General features: G+C 41.8%; 10 protein-coding genes. 3 read left to right on the top strand and 7 right to left on the bottom strand.

What is annotated here, in order from left to right; all coding sequences use genetic code 11:
- Positions 1 to 16 precede the first annotated feature (16 nt).
- Positions 17 to 2,566, bottom strand: a complete 2,550-nt coding sequence (locus IQ230_RS07585; protein ID WP_193931419.1) for a PAS domain S-box protein — start codon at positions 2,564 to 2,566, stop codon at positions 17 to 19.
- Positions 2,567 to 3,170: 604 nt separating this feature from the next.
- A complete protein-coding gene (locus IQ230_RS07580) occupies positions 3,171 to 3,833 on the bottom strand; it encodes an HAD family hydrolase (RefSeq protein ID WP_193931418.1) in 663 nt (220 codons plus the stop codon).
- A 191-nt stretch (positions 3,834 to 4,024) separates the two neighbouring features.
- Here IQ230_RS07580 and IQ230_RS07575 point away from each other — a divergent pair, with 191 nt between their 5' ends.
- Positions 4,025 to 4,342 carry a thioredoxin family protein gene (locus IQ230_RS07575; RefSeq protein WP_228054669.1) on the top strand — a complete coding sequence of 106 codons (318 nt, stop codon included), beginning with the start codon at positions 4,025 to 4,027 and terminating at the stop codon, positions 4,340 to 4,342.
- 91 nt (positions 4,343 to 4,433) lie between these two features.
- On the opposite strand, the gene IQ230_RS07570 is transcribed toward IQ230_RS07575, so the two are convergent.
- Both IQ230_RS07570 and IQ230_RS07565 read right to left on the bottom strand, forming a co-directional pair.
- Positions 4,434 to 4,661, bottom strand: coding sequence for a DUF5818 domain-containing protein (locus tag IQ230_RS07570; RefSeq protein WP_193931417.1), 228 nt, complete (start codon positions 4,659 to 4,661; stop codon positions 4,434 to 4,436).
- Positions 4,658 to 6,427 carry a S8 family peptidase gene (locus IQ230_RS07565; RefSeq protein WP_193931416.1) on the bottom strand — a complete coding sequence of 590 codons (1,770 nt, stop codon included), beginning with the start codon at positions 6,425 to 6,427 and terminating at the stop codon, positions 4,658 to 4,660. Before IQ230_RS07565 ends, IQ230_RS07570 begins: the two co-directional genes overlap by 4 nt.
- 260 nt (positions 6,428 to 6,687) lie before the next feature.
- Here IQ230_RS07565 and IQ230_RS07560 point away from each other — a divergent pair, with 260 nt between their 5' ends.
- Both IQ230_RS07560 and IQ230_RS07555 read left to right on the top strand, forming a co-directional pair.
- Positions 6,688 to 7,116 (top strand): hypothetical protein, encoded by a 429-nt coding sequence (locus IQ230_RS07560; protein WP_193931415.1) that lies wholly within the window; start codon positions 6,688 to 6,690, stop codon positions 7,114 to 7,116.
- Between the two features lie 45 nt (positions 7,117 to 7,161).
- Positions 7,162 to 8,754: a hypothetical protein gene (locus IQ230_RS07555; protein ID WP_193931414.1), complete on the top strand. Its 1,593-nt coding sequence runs from the start codon at positions 7,162 to 7,164 to the stop codon at positions 8,752 to 8,754.
- Here the strand turns inward: IQ230_RS07555 and IQ230_RS07550 are convergent.
- From IQ230_RS07550 to IQ230_RS07540, 3 genes are all read right to left on the bottom strand, one after another.
- On the bottom strand, positions 8,734 to 10,998 hold the full coding sequence (locus IQ230_RS07550) for an ATP-binding protein (protein WP_193931413.1): 2,265 nt from the start codon (positions 10,996 to 10,998) through the stop codon (positions 8,734 to 8,736). The two genes, IQ230_RS07555 and IQ230_RS07550, sit on opposite strands and share 21 nt — an antisense overlap.
- A gap of 99 nt (positions 10,999 to 11,097) precedes the next feature.
- Positions 11,098 to 13,449, bottom strand: a complete 2,352-nt coding sequence (locus IQ230_RS07545) for a glycoside hydrolase family 31 protein (RefSeq protein ID WP_193931412.1) — start codon at positions 13,447 to 13,449, stop codon at positions 11,098 to 11,100.
- Positions 13,450 to 13,557: 108 nt separating this feature from the next.
- Positions 13,558 to 16,119 carry a family 10 glycosylhydrolase gene (locus IQ230_RS07540; protein WP_228054668.1) on the bottom strand — a complete coding sequence of 854 codons (2,562 nt, stop codon included), beginning with the start codon at positions 16,117 to 16,119 and terminating at the stop codon, positions 13,558 to 13,560.
- Between the last annotated feature and the right edge of the window lie 110 nt (positions 16,120 to 16,229).

Raw genomic sequence — 16,229 nt, 5'->3', positions numbered from 1 at the left:
TAACCTTAAATAATTGTTAACATTGAAACTTGATTTGAAATTCTGTGCCATTATTGTTATTAATCTTAAGGCTACCTTCTAGTTGTTGAGTCAAAGCAGCTACAATTTGTAGTCCTAAGGAATCAGTATTATTTGGATCAATATGTTGTGGTAATCCTACACCATCATCTCTAATAGTGAGGCAATATTGCTCGTTAATAGTATGTATTTCAATATAAATATTACCTTTTTTAGAGTTTGGGAAAGCATGTTTGAGGGAATTAGAAATTAATTCATTGATAATCAAGCCACAAGGAATAGCAACATCCAAGCAAAGAAGAATATTGCCAATATTTAAATGTAAATTAATTTGTTGAGAGTTAACATCGTAAGAACTAAGTAAATTTGCTGCTAAATTTTGAAGATAGTCTACCAAGTCAATTTTGGCTAAGTCTTCAGATTGATATAATTGCTCGTGAATCAAAGCCATTGAAGCTACGCGATTTTCCCCTGCTTTTAAAATTTCCAGAGTTTTTTGATCTTCAATATATCCTGACTGTAAACTCAAGAGGCTAGAAATAATTTGTAGATTGTTTTTAACACGGTGATGAATTTCCTTGAGCAAAACTTCTTTTTCTGCAAGTGAAGCTTGAATTTGATCGGAAATGTGTTTTTGCTCAGTAATGTCTCGTAAAACACCACTTACACGTATTGCTTGCCCTGCAACATCACAACTAACTCTTCCTGTGTTAGCCATCCAACGGATTGAACCATCAGGGCGGACAATGCGAAACTCTACGCTGTAAAGATTTCTGTTTGCTAAAGTATTATGAAGCCCTTGCACCACGCGATCGCGGTCTACAGGATGAATTAAAGTGAAAAATTCGGTTGCATTGTTGAGTTTTGTATTTGGCGGAATTCCAATTACGCCATCTGCATTGTCTGACTGACTAATTTCATCGGTGAGGACATTCCAATCCCACGCTAACATATCAGCAGCACTCAGCGCAAAGCGCAACCGCTCCTCACTTTGTCGTAGTGACTCCTCAATGCGCCGACGCTCGTAAATTTCGGTTTTTAACTCTTCGTTAGCTTTTGCAAGTTCTGCAGTGCGATTTTTAACTCTCAGTTCTAACTCATCATGCGCTTGTTTCAAAGCGAGTTCTGCGCGATCGCGTTCTTGTTGCGCGTAAGCATTTTTAATAATAATTGAAAGATACTGAGTAATGACAATTAGTGTTCCAATTTCATGATTACTCCATTTTCTTTGCTGCGAAGCGTCAAAGCACAACAAACTCATCAAGTTTTCTGAATGCTGTAATGGCACGTCAACAAAGGCTTGAATACCGTAAGTACAGAATAAAGCACGATTTTGATTAGAAAAGCGCGAGTCTTGCATAATATCTTCCACCACAATGGGTGCATTCATCTGTATTGCTTGAAGATATTCCGGCATCATATTCAAATCGAAAGTGATTCCCTGAAGTGGTGGTAATCCTTCTGGTTCTAGAGAATGAACAACTGTTAAATGACCACTTTGATCAATTGTTGAGTAAGCAATTCGTAGCGAAGGAAAACACTCACTAATTTGTCTAACAGTACGTTTAATAATCTGCTCTATCGACATACCCAACATCATTGCTGTTGAGATACTGTTAATGAGTTGAAGTCGAGTTTGACTATCTAATAGAGCTTCTTCAATCTGCTGACGTTCGATAATTTCACTGTGTAACTGTTCGTTAGCGTTACGTAGTTCACATGTGCGATTTTGGACTCTCAGTTCTAATTCTTCATTAGCTTTTTGTAAAACAACTTCTACTTCATGATTAGCTGTAAAGTCCTGAATAACTTTAGCAAAACCACGCAAACGACCTCCTTTGTCACGTAATGCTGTCATGACGCAATTTGCCCAAAACCACGTACCATTACTCCGAATATGCCAAGATTGTCCTTCAGTACGTCCTTGCGCGATCGCTTGTTCTATCTCTTGTTGTGGTTTTCCACTATTAATATCTTCGATGGTAAACAGCAAAGAAAAATGTTTTCCCAGAATGTCTGCTTCTTGATATCCAAATAAGTTTTCTGCTCCCACATTCCAACTAACAATATTGGCATTAACGTCGAGCATAAAAATTGTATAGTCTCCAACACTTTCGACAAATAGACGAAAGCGATCTTCACTCTCTTGCAAAACTTCCTGATAAAGTAAGGCTTCTATCTTATTTGTTTCAGCTTGTTTTTTAGCAGCATTCAACTCTGCAACGACATGAGTAATTGCAGTTCCCTCAAAGACAAACAAGCCTAGGCGAAAGCCAAATCCTACACCATCGACAAAAAAAGAGTGAAAAGGTGGAATAAGAAAATAATCAGCACTTAAAGCCGCTAAACCTGTTGCGAGGAACCCTGTATGTTTGCCACCATACCAGGTACTGGTAACGATCGCAAAGAAAAATAACAAGAAAGGACTTTCGTCATTAATGATTGGCGTCAGCAGCAGCTTGACGATGAGAGTGATGGCTACAGTACCTAATGCAACGCTATATTGCCCCCAGTCAAAACGCTTTTTTCTCCAATTACTAACGTTCATGGCGTTAATCCTGAATAGCACAACTAACAAATTGTGTTAGAAGTAGCTGTATGCAGCTCGGAATCTCTGGTAGGTTTAGGTGATTTTTCTAAAGTTTGTTTTAGACTACTCATTTCCCACCACTGATTGATCTGCATAAAAGTATGGTTTAATAACAATTTTTTCTCCCCATAATTATTTCATTTTGTTTCATTAAGCATATCTACATGATTGAATTATTTTGAGCGTGAATCCTCTGAAGTGGCTGGGCTACGCGCAAAAAATTGATTTTAATTTGTCAGTACCTTTTCTCTTGCAAAGAGTCTTTTTTTGTGTTAGACGCTTAGCATGGTAGGTGACGCTGCGGTTATTTTGTGAGTAAATCTTGTTAAGAGTTAATAAAGTATGCAATTGTTGCCTTACTCTTATATAAAAACTGGAATACCTACACTACCGTCATTCATCAAATATCAACTAAAACATTTAATTTAATGTACAAGTATTATGCAATGTAAAAATGCTAGGTTGCTATAAAACACAAACTAGCTCAGTATCCTAAATTCTTTTAGCTAATATGTTTTAGGATAAGTTTTTTAAGTGTATAGTAGTGCTGCTCAGAATTTTTCTACTTTTTACTCAAGAGTGACTCATCGTAGTGTGCCAACAAGTCAGCAGGATCGTCATAAATTTCTTGAACTCCTTCAAGTTGTGCATCTTCAAACCCACCACAACGCACTGCAATCATTCCAATACCAGCAGCACTTGCTGCTTGAACATCGTAAGGTGTGTCTCCTAGCATAACAACCTCGTTAGGTTGCACCTTCAGTTTACTTAATGCAGCTTCTACAATGTCTGGTTCAGGTTTAGAAGCTTCAGCATCACTTGACGTTGTTGCTTCATCAAGTAAATCGTCTACTTTTGCAACTTTAAGTAAAATTTCCAACTCTTGACTTGTAGCAGAACTAGCAATAATTAACTTTAATCCTTGCTGCTTCATGCGCTGTATTAATTCTCTGGCCCCAGGGGCAGCTTGTAGCTTGGGTCCATATTTCTGGAGAATAAGTTCTTTACGCCGTTCGGAAACCTTTTTACCATCGCCCTCTTCTTTATTTAGTCCTGGTACCATGCGAGGTATCACTTGGTCGCCACCCATACCAATTAATGGTCGAACTTGTTCAAATGCTATGTGGTAGCCAAAGGCTTCAAATGCATCAACCCAAGATTGTGCATGGGCATCATTGCTTAGTACCAATGTACCATCAACGTCTAAGATCACTGCTTGCACCATGTAAAATCTCCTGTTAGCACCATGTAAACCTTTTATACTTCAAATTAGCTATTTCACAAACTCATTTACATACCCTAATGTGCAGAATTAAGGAGTGCTAAATCTGCTACCTAAGACGTATACAATAAATAACTTAATTAATTCTGTATTACGTCTTGAAGCAAAACTTTCAAATCTGAGAGAGGATACAAATGATGGAGCGAGCTGTTATTAAGTTTTCATCAGAGGACTGTGGAATTTGTCATAAAATGTCGTTTTATGACCAAAAGGTAAGTGAAGAACTAGGGTTGCAGTTTATTGACGTTAAGATGCAAGATACAGCAACTTATCGTAAGTATCGTAAAATTCTGCTAACACAGTATCCTGACAAGTCCGAGATGGGATGGCCGACTTATTTGATCTGTGATTCTCCAGAAGGCGAATTCAAGATCTTAGGCGAAGTGAAAGGCGGTCATCCCAAGGGAGAATTTAGAAATAAACTGCAAGCAGTGTTGGATGCAAGTGATTAGTGGCTAGTCGCTAGTGGCTAGAAGAGTCATAAGTAGCACTAGCAACTGAATAAATAACGGTCTGGTTATTCAACTAGAGAAATCTGTATCACTACTCGCTTACAGTTTCAAACGATCGCACTTCTAGGACAGGTCCAATCATGGCAATCGTCATGATATCTTCGCGGATCTGTCCTGTAACTTTGACTTTTTTTCCTGGTAGGAGTAAGTCTTTGGGGGCATTATGAACTTCATAGGTTGTACCGTCGTCTGTTGATAGCGCCCACGCTCCAGCACCCATGTCACTTCGTTGTATTGTACCTGTAACAGTAATACTCATCTTGGTTGCTCCTCTTTGACGGCTAACAGTGCTAGGCTGTAACACATTAAAGCATTGATTAATAGAAATATGCGGGCGATCGCACCGCTACCAAATCCCCAAACCGCAGGTGAAACAACAGCATTTACACCTAAACACGCTGCAACGCCTAAAGCCGTACCAATTGCAAACCACTTCCACATAGGTTTATTTAAGAGGAAGGCAACTAGGATAAAGGGAATAAGTACACTAGCAAAGAGCGGATTTAAAATACTGTTACCCGCGATCGCATTACCAATTTCCGGAATTGAACTGCCCATAACGCGGAAGGGAACTTGGGGAAAGTCAAAGATGTAGAATCCGCGCAGAAAGAATAACCCTGAACTACCTGCAACTAACCCACCCAATAATGACCAACTCCAAGTAAACGGGAAGTAAACGCGGAGAAACCATGCAAGGAGATAAGAACCCAAAACCATTGCTAGTTTGGGGAATAACGCCACCGCACCACCATCAATCCAAAATCGCGGATTGAGATAGCCATTGTCGCGCAACCACCGGAAAAAGTCTTGAAAACTGATTTGTCCGCGTACCGCTAGTTTAACTGCAGCTGCCGCATCGAGTTGTCCTGCACCATAATGGTTTAAAGTATCATTTTTAACGCGCATTGCGGATTTTTTCAAGACATTGAGAACTTGATCGGGTTCTTTCATGCCAGTGGCTTTCACTAACGCTGCAACACCTGCAACGTGGGGGGCTGCCATACTTGTTCCTTGAAAAGAAACAAACATTGCTTGTCCATCAGAATTAATTGTTTCTTGCAAAATTCCGCCTGCACCCGTACCCACACCACCAGGGGCAGAAATATCAACACCTGCACCAAAGTTAGAATAAGGTGCTTTTTCACCCGCAGGATCGAGGGCGGCAACGCCAATGACATGGGGATATCGTGCCGGATACGAAGCTGCATTTTTGCTGGCGTTCCCAGCAGCTGCAATAATGACGACACCTTTACGATGTGCATAGGTGATCGCATCTTTAAGTAAGTGACTATCACCGCCACCACCTAAACTCATATTAATCACATCAGCATTATGATCAGCCGCAAATTTAATAGCTTCGGCAATATCGGCAACTGTTCCACCCCCAAAGGCACTTAACACTTTTAATGGCATCACGTTCGCTTCATAGGCAATACCTGCAACGCCATAATTGTTATTCGTAGATTGGGCAATTGTGCCAGCGACGTGCGTTCCATGTCCGCTGTCATCTGTAACCGTTTCACGGTTGTTTACAAAGTCGTAGCCCCGTACAAACTTGGTTTGCTTTAAATCAGGAACCGGAGAAATACCAGTGTCAATCACCGCAACGGTAACGCCGCTACCTTTAGTTTCATCCCACGCTGACTCAACTTTAATACTGCGTAAATTCCACTGTTTGTTATATTCTGGGTCGTTAGGAACTTCTAAAGCTTTATAAATGTAGTTCGGTTCAATATATTCGGTAGACTTAGCAACAGGAGATTTCTGAAGTGCTTTGAGTGTGGCGCGATCTCCCTTGACAATATATACATTATCTGGTAAAGAAAAGATACTATTTAATTGGGGGGCGAGATTAAATTGTTGAGCGATCGCACTAAGTTGATTGTCAATTTGGGATATTGGAATATCTTCCCGAAAGTCCAGCACGATCTCCTCAAATTCACCCTGACTTGCTAAGCCCTTAAAGTTGAACAAGCCAAAACATAGTCCAATTAAAACCAAGCCTACTAATAAAAGTTTTTTCATATCATCCTTCGGCACTAGTTTACTAATCAACATAACGTATGTGCCATCTGTATTGCCTTGATGTTGCAAGATAGTTACAGTGTGATAGCTAAGTAAGTGGGTGTAAATCGACGTAGCTTAAGGGCTGTTATCGGTCAATGGTCAGTGGAGTAACAATTAATCATTAACGATTAACCATTAACCAGCATAAAATGTGTGGTAAACAATTATGCCCACCTATTTAGAAGGCTCATTGAGTACAAATGCGGAACGATTGAATTATGGAACGGGGAATTTTGTGGCTAGCACTGTTAGGTGTTTTTATTTGGTTAGCTTGGCAAGGTAAAAACGAATATCAAAAAGTAGAAAACTATCGAGTTTGGGCTGAGCAATTTGAACGAGCTAAATATGATATTTATGCAGTTTTAGGTCAAAAAGGAAGTAATTTAACGTGGGGAAAATCTACTCAAAAAGGGCTTATTGAATTACAAACTTTTTCTTTGAAGGACGTTCAATCAATTCAACTGTTAATTGATAGCCAACCCATCGATGTAAATAACTTACCCCGTAGAGGTCGCGAAGTTGTCTTAGAATTTCTACTACCCTCGACACATATCCGTGTTCCATTTACAGAAATTCCGCTAGCAGCAGAATGGGGCAAGTTTTTACAACAGGAATTACAACGGTTGCAATTGGAACCAACAGAATAAAAAACTTGTCAACGTATGGTAGGCACTGCCTACTATATATCCAGTATGAAGAAGATTATTACATTTTTGAGTACTATTTGGTTATTAAATGCTTGTAATGCTTACACAACCATAGGCTCAGCTAATCACTCCTGTCCAAAACCTACAGAAACTTTAGTAAAACAAAATTCACAAACAGGTTACTTTGATTATTCAGATTATCAGATTCGTAACGTTGTTAATGATGCCAATACAATCAACTTTCAAACAGCAAAATATGACTTTATATTTTGTCGGGCTAACAGTAGTTGGACTGTTCAATCAGGAACCTTACCCAGCAATTTACAACTACCGCAAAACTACTCGGAAGCAGTAAAAGAAATAGTTAATCCATTATTTAAATCTGTTAATTTTGATGGACGAGCATATCAATATCGCGTACTGCTAGAACCGAATTATACTCTGAGCGAAGACGATTTATTATCTCGTCCAGAGGTATCACCAGAAGACGACAAAGTTGTATTTGAATTAATTACTTCTGATCAGCAACCGCAGCAAAAAATACTATATACACTCAAAGATTTGCAAGCATCTGCTATTCGGAACGGATATTCAGGGACTGGCACCAAATTAGGAATACCACAAATAACGGCTGCGGTGACTAATGGACAGCGGATTTGGTGGTCGATTGCATTTGAGCAAGGTGAAGGTAACAGTGGTATCACTACAATTGTCAGCTACGAACCACAAACAGATCAATTTACATTATTTCAACCCCAGGAAATTGCTTCACAGCAGATTACAGACTTAGTCGTTACTGGCGATGCAGATGCTCCTACACTATGGTTAGGAACAAAGATTAGCGGAGAGGGTAATCCTCATATTCCCGCGTATGGGCTAGTTGCTTACCGCCCAGATTTAGCAAATCCCAATTCGGGTAGTCTCAATGCTTATACTGTCCATAATAGCCCGCTTGTAGGAGCAATTCCTACACAACTTGAAGTAGCAGGCGATACGCTGTGGGTAGGGACAGGAAATGGTGTTTGTCAACTACAGTGGCAAGCTGCTGAAAATCCCGATCGCTGGTTGTGTTGGCGGTTTGCATTAATGGCTAAACTCCCTGCAGAAGTACCAATTTATCGCGGATTGCTAGAAAAAACTCCGGCAGCGACACTATCTAATACCCAAGGTGGAGAAATCGAAATTTTGTGGTCGCATCCTCTCGATTATGAAACGCGCCAAAGTCGCTATGAAGTTCGCTATGAGCCAGGTTTCATTGTTACACTCAATGAAGGTGTGAGAACTGAGCAATTTCCCCAGTTAATTCCACCAGGAAAACCTGCAATTGATTGGGCTGGTTCAGAATGGCATTGGCAAGGCGATCGCTTTGTACGCGGTTGGGATGAAGTTGCACAGAATGAATTTGGTGGTGGTCCTCGTGGAATTACCACAAGTATGATTGTAGAACCAAATCGTCCTAGTAATTTTAATGCGGTACGTGGCGATCTAGAACTAATAGAGATTTCTGAAAATGCTACAACTCTAAAATACTACTCTGGCTGGGTAGAAGAAAACTTACTGAATCCTTACTTAACAGTTGTGCCCCAAGCAAAACAAACGCAACCTAATCCATTAACATCAGGTACTTCTCCCAACTAACTTTGCAACGGCAACAACTAGCTTGACTGGTTCAATAGGTTTAGTGGCATAAAGTTGAAATCCTGCCGCTAAAGCCCGTTGGCGATCCTCATCTCTTGCATAAGCAGTGAGTGCGATCGCAGGTATGTTTTTACCACGCTCTGGTGTTAATGTTCTAATTTTTTGAATGAGACTATAACCATCTTGTTGCGGCATACCAATATCACTAACAAGTATATCTGGTGGCGATTTTTCAATAGCAATTAGTGCCGCATCGACAGAGGCAGTTTCTTGCACTTGTGCGCCATATTCTTCTAGAACCGTAGTCACATAATCGCGAATATCAGCTTCATCATCAACGACAAGGATACGCAATCCTGTCAGGGAATTTCTGGCAGTGGTAAATGATGACACGACATCCTGCTGGTTTGTTACCTGATGGTTACACAATGGCAGTTCAACAGTGAAAGTGGCTCCTTGTCCTTCACCAGTACTAGTAACATAAACTGTACCATGATGCAGTTCGACTAACTGGCGGACAATCGCAAGTCCCAAACCTAAGCCACCTTCTCCTCGGCTACTCATGCTATCAGCTTGCCGAAACCGATCAAAAACAAATGGTAGAAAATCGGCATTAATACCTTTACCTGTGTCGCTAACAGAAATCCGAACGATAGAATCAATAAGTTGCGATCGCAGTGCGATCCGCCCACCATTCGGAGTAAATTTAATCGCATTAGACAGTAAATTCCAAATCACCTGTTGCAACCGCGCAAAATCCCCGCTAACAAGAATAGATGAAGATGCTTCGACTACACTCAATAACTCAATTGACTTCGTATCGGCGGCAAGTTGTACAGTTTCAATCGCAGCAGTAATTACAGATAGAATATCAACAGTACAAACATTAAGATAAATTTTGCCGCGAATAATTCGTGAAATATCGAGTAAATCTTCAAGTAATTGTAATTGTGCTTGACCGTTACGTTCAATTGTTTCCAAAGCTCGCTCCATCGTAACCGCATCAAACTTACGAGTACGCAGTAATCTAGCCCATCCCAACATAGCATTCAGCGGCGATCGCAACTCATGCGAGACTATTGCTAAAAATTCATCTTTACTGCGATTTGCACTTTCAGCTTCTGCGCGTGCAGCTTGTTCGCGCGCAAGAAGTTCAGCACGTTCCTTTTCAGCTTGCTTACGCAGACTAATATCCCGCGCTACAACTTGTGCTGCTAGGTTTCCAGAATACAGAAAAGGGAAAGCAGCCACTTCGACATCTACCACACTACCGTCTAACCGAACAAATTTTTCTTCAACAAACGGTGCAGATTTTCCCGTTTTGAGTTTTTGAATTCGTTCTTGAGCAATTTCTTGGCTTTCTGAGTGAATAAAATTTAAAATTGGTTGACCAATTAATTGCTCTACACTATCAGCACCAAGTAGTTTTACTCCGGCACTGTTAGCAAATACGAACTTACCCTCACATTGCACAAAAAGTGTATCTGGCAATAATTCTACCAATTTACGGTATTTTTCTTCACTTTCTCGCAGTACTTCTAAATTCCGTTGCCGTTCTGCCAGAATTGCTTGATATTCCGCGCGAGTTTGCCGTTCTTGTTTTACTTTTGCTGCATAGTTACGAAAAAACTCTATTAATCTTGGTTCCTCAGTCACTAAAAAGCGAAGATTATCTAATACGCGTTTATCGGCTTCATAAGAAACCTCAGGATTAGCTTCTGCCCATACATGACAAGTTTTTACATAGGCAACAAATGCAACTAAGTGTTGATAACTACTTGCTCTCAAGATTTGGCGTAGCTGAGTGCGGTAGGTTTCTGCCGCTTCTCCTTCCAAAAAGATAAATATGGCACAAACAAGTAAACTTTCTTCTAATGATGAGTTTGCTTGAGGTAAAACATTCAACTTGGCGTATGCAGCTAAGATTTGCAGATGAGATTCAATTTCTTCCACATTCGGAGGTGGTGTCTCCAATAGCTGCAATACTTCCTCAGCTTTCATTCCTAAAGGACGTAGAGTACAGCTATGACAAATCATACAGTAAGGAACAGTACAAAAGCGCGATAAGTAAGCACTCAGCTTTTCCTTAAAAACCGCAGACAGAGGATTATGAATATAGGCAATGAGTGTTTGCTGCCACAAATTTTCCAACACCTGTGAATTATGCAGTGCTGGAGTAAAGAATGGTGGAAAAAAACCAAACTTTTCCTCAATTTCTGCCTGAATTTGCTTGCTAGTGCGCATTCTCAACCTGTTGTGCCATGCTTAATTTTAGTTAATTTGTCCACTTGTATAAAAAATTCCTGCTTCTCAGTGTTTTGTCGTTCATACTCATGCACACATTCACTGAGGTTTTAAATTAAAAACCAACTGCCGTGCTGTGCCATCATCATTAAATCGCTGTTTGCCAACTCCCACAAGCTCAACAATCACTTCTCGCGAGGGTAAAAACAAACTTCCTTCACGTTGATTAATTCCAAAAATCACTTGATTTTCTTCAGTATTTACACTGAATTTTGTTGTTGTGTAAGCATTATCTTTGTAGGCAAAAGTGTGTCCATCATCTTCGTAGAGGGTAAATTCACCATCACCTTGCCAAACACGTAGCGTTAATGGATCGAGCGATCGCTCATCAACGTATTGCATCACAGGCTGCATAGGAATAATTGCTCCCGCCTTAACATAAAGGGGCATTTTTTCTAGTGGGGCGTGGGCAAGGATATGTGTTAATCCTGTATAGCGATCGCCACTCCACCAGTCATACCAAGTTCCTGCTGGTAAGTAGACTGCCCGATGCTCAACTCCAGGGCGATAAATTGGTGCAGCCATGAGTGAGGAACCGAGTAATACTTGGTCATGTAACGTATACGTGTGCGGGTCGTTAGGAAAGTCGTAGAGTAAGGGACGTAAAATCGGTGCGCCTGTGGTTGCAGCTTGCCAAAACAACGTATAAATGTATGGTAATAATCGATAGCGTAAATTAATATACTCGCGGCAAATCTTTTCTGTGCGATCGCCAAATGTCCAAGGTTCGTGTTGTGCGGTTGTCAGGGCTGAGTGACCGCGCATCAAAGGATATAGCATTCCAACTTGCATCCAACGTGCAAATAATTCTGCTGTGGCATTACTTGCAAATCCACCAATATCGCATCCGACAAAGGCAACCCCTGATAAGCCCATATTGCAAAGCATCGGGAGCGACATTTCTAGATGATCCCACAATGAATGGTTGTCACCCATCCACACCGACGACCAACGTTGAATTCCTGCGTACCCTGACCGTGTCAACACAAATGATCGCTCATTCTGTCGCAGTTTTTCCAATCCTTCAGCACAAGAGCGAGCCATCATTGAACCATACAAGTTATGCGTCTCTGCATGAGTCACACAATCCGTTTCTTTCACCCCTCCTTGTGGTGCATCTAATGGAAACCAAATCTTCTCACCTTCATCCCCAAACGGGCGATCGTTGATTGCGGGTTCATTCATATCATTCCAAATTCCCGCAATCCCAATTTCTGTTAAGCTTTGGTGTAATTCTCCCCACCACTGACGCACATCAGCACGCATAAAATCGGGAAATACCGCCTTATCAGGCCATACATAGCCATGAAATAATTGTCCGTCGGCTTTGCGAACAAAATAATCGCGTGCTACTCCTTGATCGAAAACTGGGTAATCTGCCTCTGGTTCGTACTTCACACCAGGATCAATGATTGTAACTGTTTTGAAGCCATCTTCTGCAAGTTCTTTGATTAACTTTTCTGGATGGGGAAACCGCCGCGGACTCCAGGTGAATACTCGATATCCCCGCATATAGTCGATATCAAGATGAATCACATCACAAGGAATTTGGCGATCGCGAAATTCTTGGGCAAGTTCTCGAACAACTGTTTCCGATTCGTAACTCCAGCGACATTGATGATAACCCAAAGCCCATTTGGGCGGTAAAGGCATTCGTCCCGTTAGCTGAGTGTAGGTAGCAAGAATTTTTGCTGGTGTTGGACCATAAATAATGTAGTAGTCTAATTCACCTGCGTGTGTCTCCATGTGCCAAATTCCTGGCTGTGCGACACCAAGATCAAAGCGACTCCAAAACGTAGTGTTAAAAAAGATGCCATAGCCTACTTCAGGACGCAAAGCAATAAAAAAAGGAATTGCTTGATACATTTCGTCAGTCAGCGAACCGTAATCTAACGCATCCGTTGTCCAATTCGTTTTGACTTCACTGCGTTTATCTAACAAGCCCGTACGTTCGCCGAAACCATAAAAATGCTCATCAGCCGCAATTTGCTTCCAAGCTGCTGTTGTTCCCAAGCGCCAGCCCATTCCTGCAGCATCAACTGCAAAAGGACGATTAGCCAAATCATAGCAAGCTATTTGCCCGTTTTCTTTTTGAACAACTACTCGCAATTGTTCAGTTTGAATCTCTACAGTAGTGTCTGTCTTTTTCACCTCAAACGACGGAACTTGCCATGCAGTATCATCTTGGGTAACTGCCCACGATCGCCTTGGTGTAAACTCTCCTGTCGGTGCTAGTCGTATGCGAATTAAATTAGGGGCAAGGACATTAATCTTTAGACATGACTGACCGGAATCAAAGCGGACAGTATGACCTTCTTGCGATTCTTGTATTGCACTCAGTGTTTGCCAAGGCTGTTCGTTGCTCGGTAATTGTCCAAAATATTGCGGCATAAACCATTAGCAGTCTTTCCATCGGCAGTCAGTGTAAGATGAAAAAACTAGAAAGACAAGTGTAATTAGTTAGATATATTCTGTCAAGTTTTCTGCGCTGTAAGATGTTTATTCCCGATGAGCAACTGGTGCTACTTCGCGTTTCAGGACAACTGTTTCACCATAGTTTAGGAGTCTTTCGATTGTTGCCAAACGATTTTCCCATACTTTAGCTTGATAAGAATTTTCTAAAGCATAGGGGCGTATCCAACTTCTAAATTGCAACTGAAAGTTTGTTAACGCGGCTCTAGCCACTGTCAAGCGACTAAACGAAGGCTCTGCAGCAAGTTGCTTCAGGGCATTTTCTACATCTGCGGCTTGGAGATGAAATAATGAAAGCGATCGCCCACTGAGTCGCAACTGATTATTTACGACAAGAAAGTTCCACTCTTGCTGCAAGCTATTGTAACGGGCTGCTGCGGTTTGGAAAGGCTGGCGATAGGGGACTGGTGCTTGGGTATTACCACCTTGAGTTTGCTGAAACAGTGTTTGTAACTCGTCACTCAAATTTTCTACAGCAAATAATGAATATCCACTGACGGGGAGATCTCTTGCTAGTTGAATTTGATCGACAGCTGTTGATACAGGTAAGTCAAGTAGACGAATTCCTGGTAGGAGTAATGTTGAACCTAACTTATTTGAAGCAATCCAAGGTTGGGCGAGACGCCCAAAGCGATACGTATCTAATGCATAAGTCATCGGGACAATCATGTCAACATCACCACGACTTGCCCATACTTCCCAGTGTTGTTGCAATTTTTGAATCCGCTCGTTTTCAGCAAGCGGAAATACTGCTGCAGATAAAATAATCTGAGGATGTTTGCGCCGCAAGTGCCCAGAAACTTCTGTCACAAAACTATCAACTTGCTGGGTGCGAAATTGCGTCCACCTCTGCCACAAATTTGGTTGGCGGGGTGAAATTTGGACTGGATCGACTCCGGTCAATTGCTGGAACTTCTGCCGTGCTACTTTACCATAGCCATAGGTGCGCTCGGCTCCAGGGTCTTGGAAAGGATAGCGAATGTAATCTAGTTGTAAACCATCGACTTGATAGCGGCTGACAATTTCTTCAAACAGTCGTAGTAAATAGCTGCGGACTTCAGGATTTGCTGGATCTAAAAAGGGCTTGCCTTGACCAGGAGGAAACATGCTTCCTCGGTTATCGTAACTCGCCCACTCAGGGTTAGCTGCGATTAATGGTCCTGGATAATCTACTGGCAGATTAACGATAGTATTGTGACGTTGGTTTCCTGCGGCAAACACCCATACCCAAGCGTGTAACTCCATATCGCGTGCTTTAGCTAGCTTCACCGCACTAGCTAGAGGATCCCATCCTTGAATTAACGGATTTTGTTGGGGTGCAACCCTACTTTGGTATATCGGATACCCTGCATTCACCGTTTCAAAAAAGACTGTATTAATTCCTGCAGCGGCGAGTTGGTCAAAAATTTTGGCTAATCCCTGTTGTGAACCTGCTCGCACAATGCTACCTCTGTCTAACCACACGGCGCGAATTTCTGGTTGGGCAAGAGGGCGATCGCTCGGATAGTTTTGCCACAAAATTTGCTGTGCTTTGAGCCATTGGTTGCGTGCAGCAACATAGTTGCCTTGGCGAACAAGCTGTGGTAGCGTCTTGGCAATTGCTTTTGCATCTGTTAGCGCTTGAGCTACAGCTCTAGACTCGATGGTAGGATTAGCTTTGATCCCGCTTTGAGCGTTGGCAGCTAATTGAGCACTCTCAAACCGACCTATAAGATTTTGTAGTTCTTGTTGCAGAGCGATCGCTTCTACATTTGCGAGCCGATTATTACTATCAGGTGCTAGTAATCCTCTAGGAGCAATTCGTTCAATTTCTTCCTCTTGGCGGTTGACGGGTGGTGTTACTTTTGGTTGAGGGACGATTGCAGTAGGCTTTGGTGCAGGTGGTTGTGGTTGCGGTGGAGATATAGCAATTGCACTACCGTTACAGTTTTTTGGTGTTGTTGTTTGCGCATTTGATACAGGAACATAGCGACTCACTGCTGCGCGTAACCAAGCACTATCCATTGCTACTGGTGCAGCAGTATTGGTTCCCCACTGCCAGCCTAAGACTGTAGAGCGTTCCGTTGTCACAACTGCTGAGGGAGTATCTTTTGATTGCCAAATTGCTGCGGGTTTACTTGTCAAACTTGCTGGAATCACAACTCCCCCACGAATCGTACCCGCAAGTCCTGGTTGACGTACCCAATTTTGCGTATTGATTCTTAAAGGTTGCACTTGCGAAGGCTGATTCAACTCAAAACCCCAGTAGGCGCCCAATAGCGATCGCAATAGTTGACGTACTCCTGGTTGACTCATATTTCCTACAGGACCACTTGCAATAACTTTCCCGCCTCGGCTAATCCATTCTTCTAAAGCAATTGCTTGTGTTGGAGACAAAGTAGCAACATTGGGTAAAAATACTACTGGGCGATCGCTTAAATCTGTTGCGTTTCTCACATTTTCTAAGTCAATCACACAATACGCAACTTTCGCTACTTGCAATCGCTCAGTTATTCCCTGCCACTGCGCCGCATTCTCTTGGCTTTTTACAACTCCTAGGACGCTTGTATCTGCTGCTGTTGCAGGTTGTATTCTCACTAATGGCATCATGACTGATAAGCAGTATGAAGCTAATGGGAATAAGCATAATTTTATTTTTATCAACTTATATTTAGCCTGCTGCGGAGTGGATTCCAGGGCTACTGACCTTAATATAGACA

The organism is Gloeocapsopsis crepidinum LEGE 06123, from assembly GCF_015207655.1.
Lineage (GTDB): Bacteria > Cyanobacteriota > Cyanobacteriia > Cyanobacteriales > Chroococcidiopsidaceae > Gloeocapsopsis > Gloeocapsopsis crepidinum.
The sequence above is the reverse complement of the archived record's forward strand: the minus strand, read 5'-3'. Positions and strand labels throughout refer to the sequence as shown.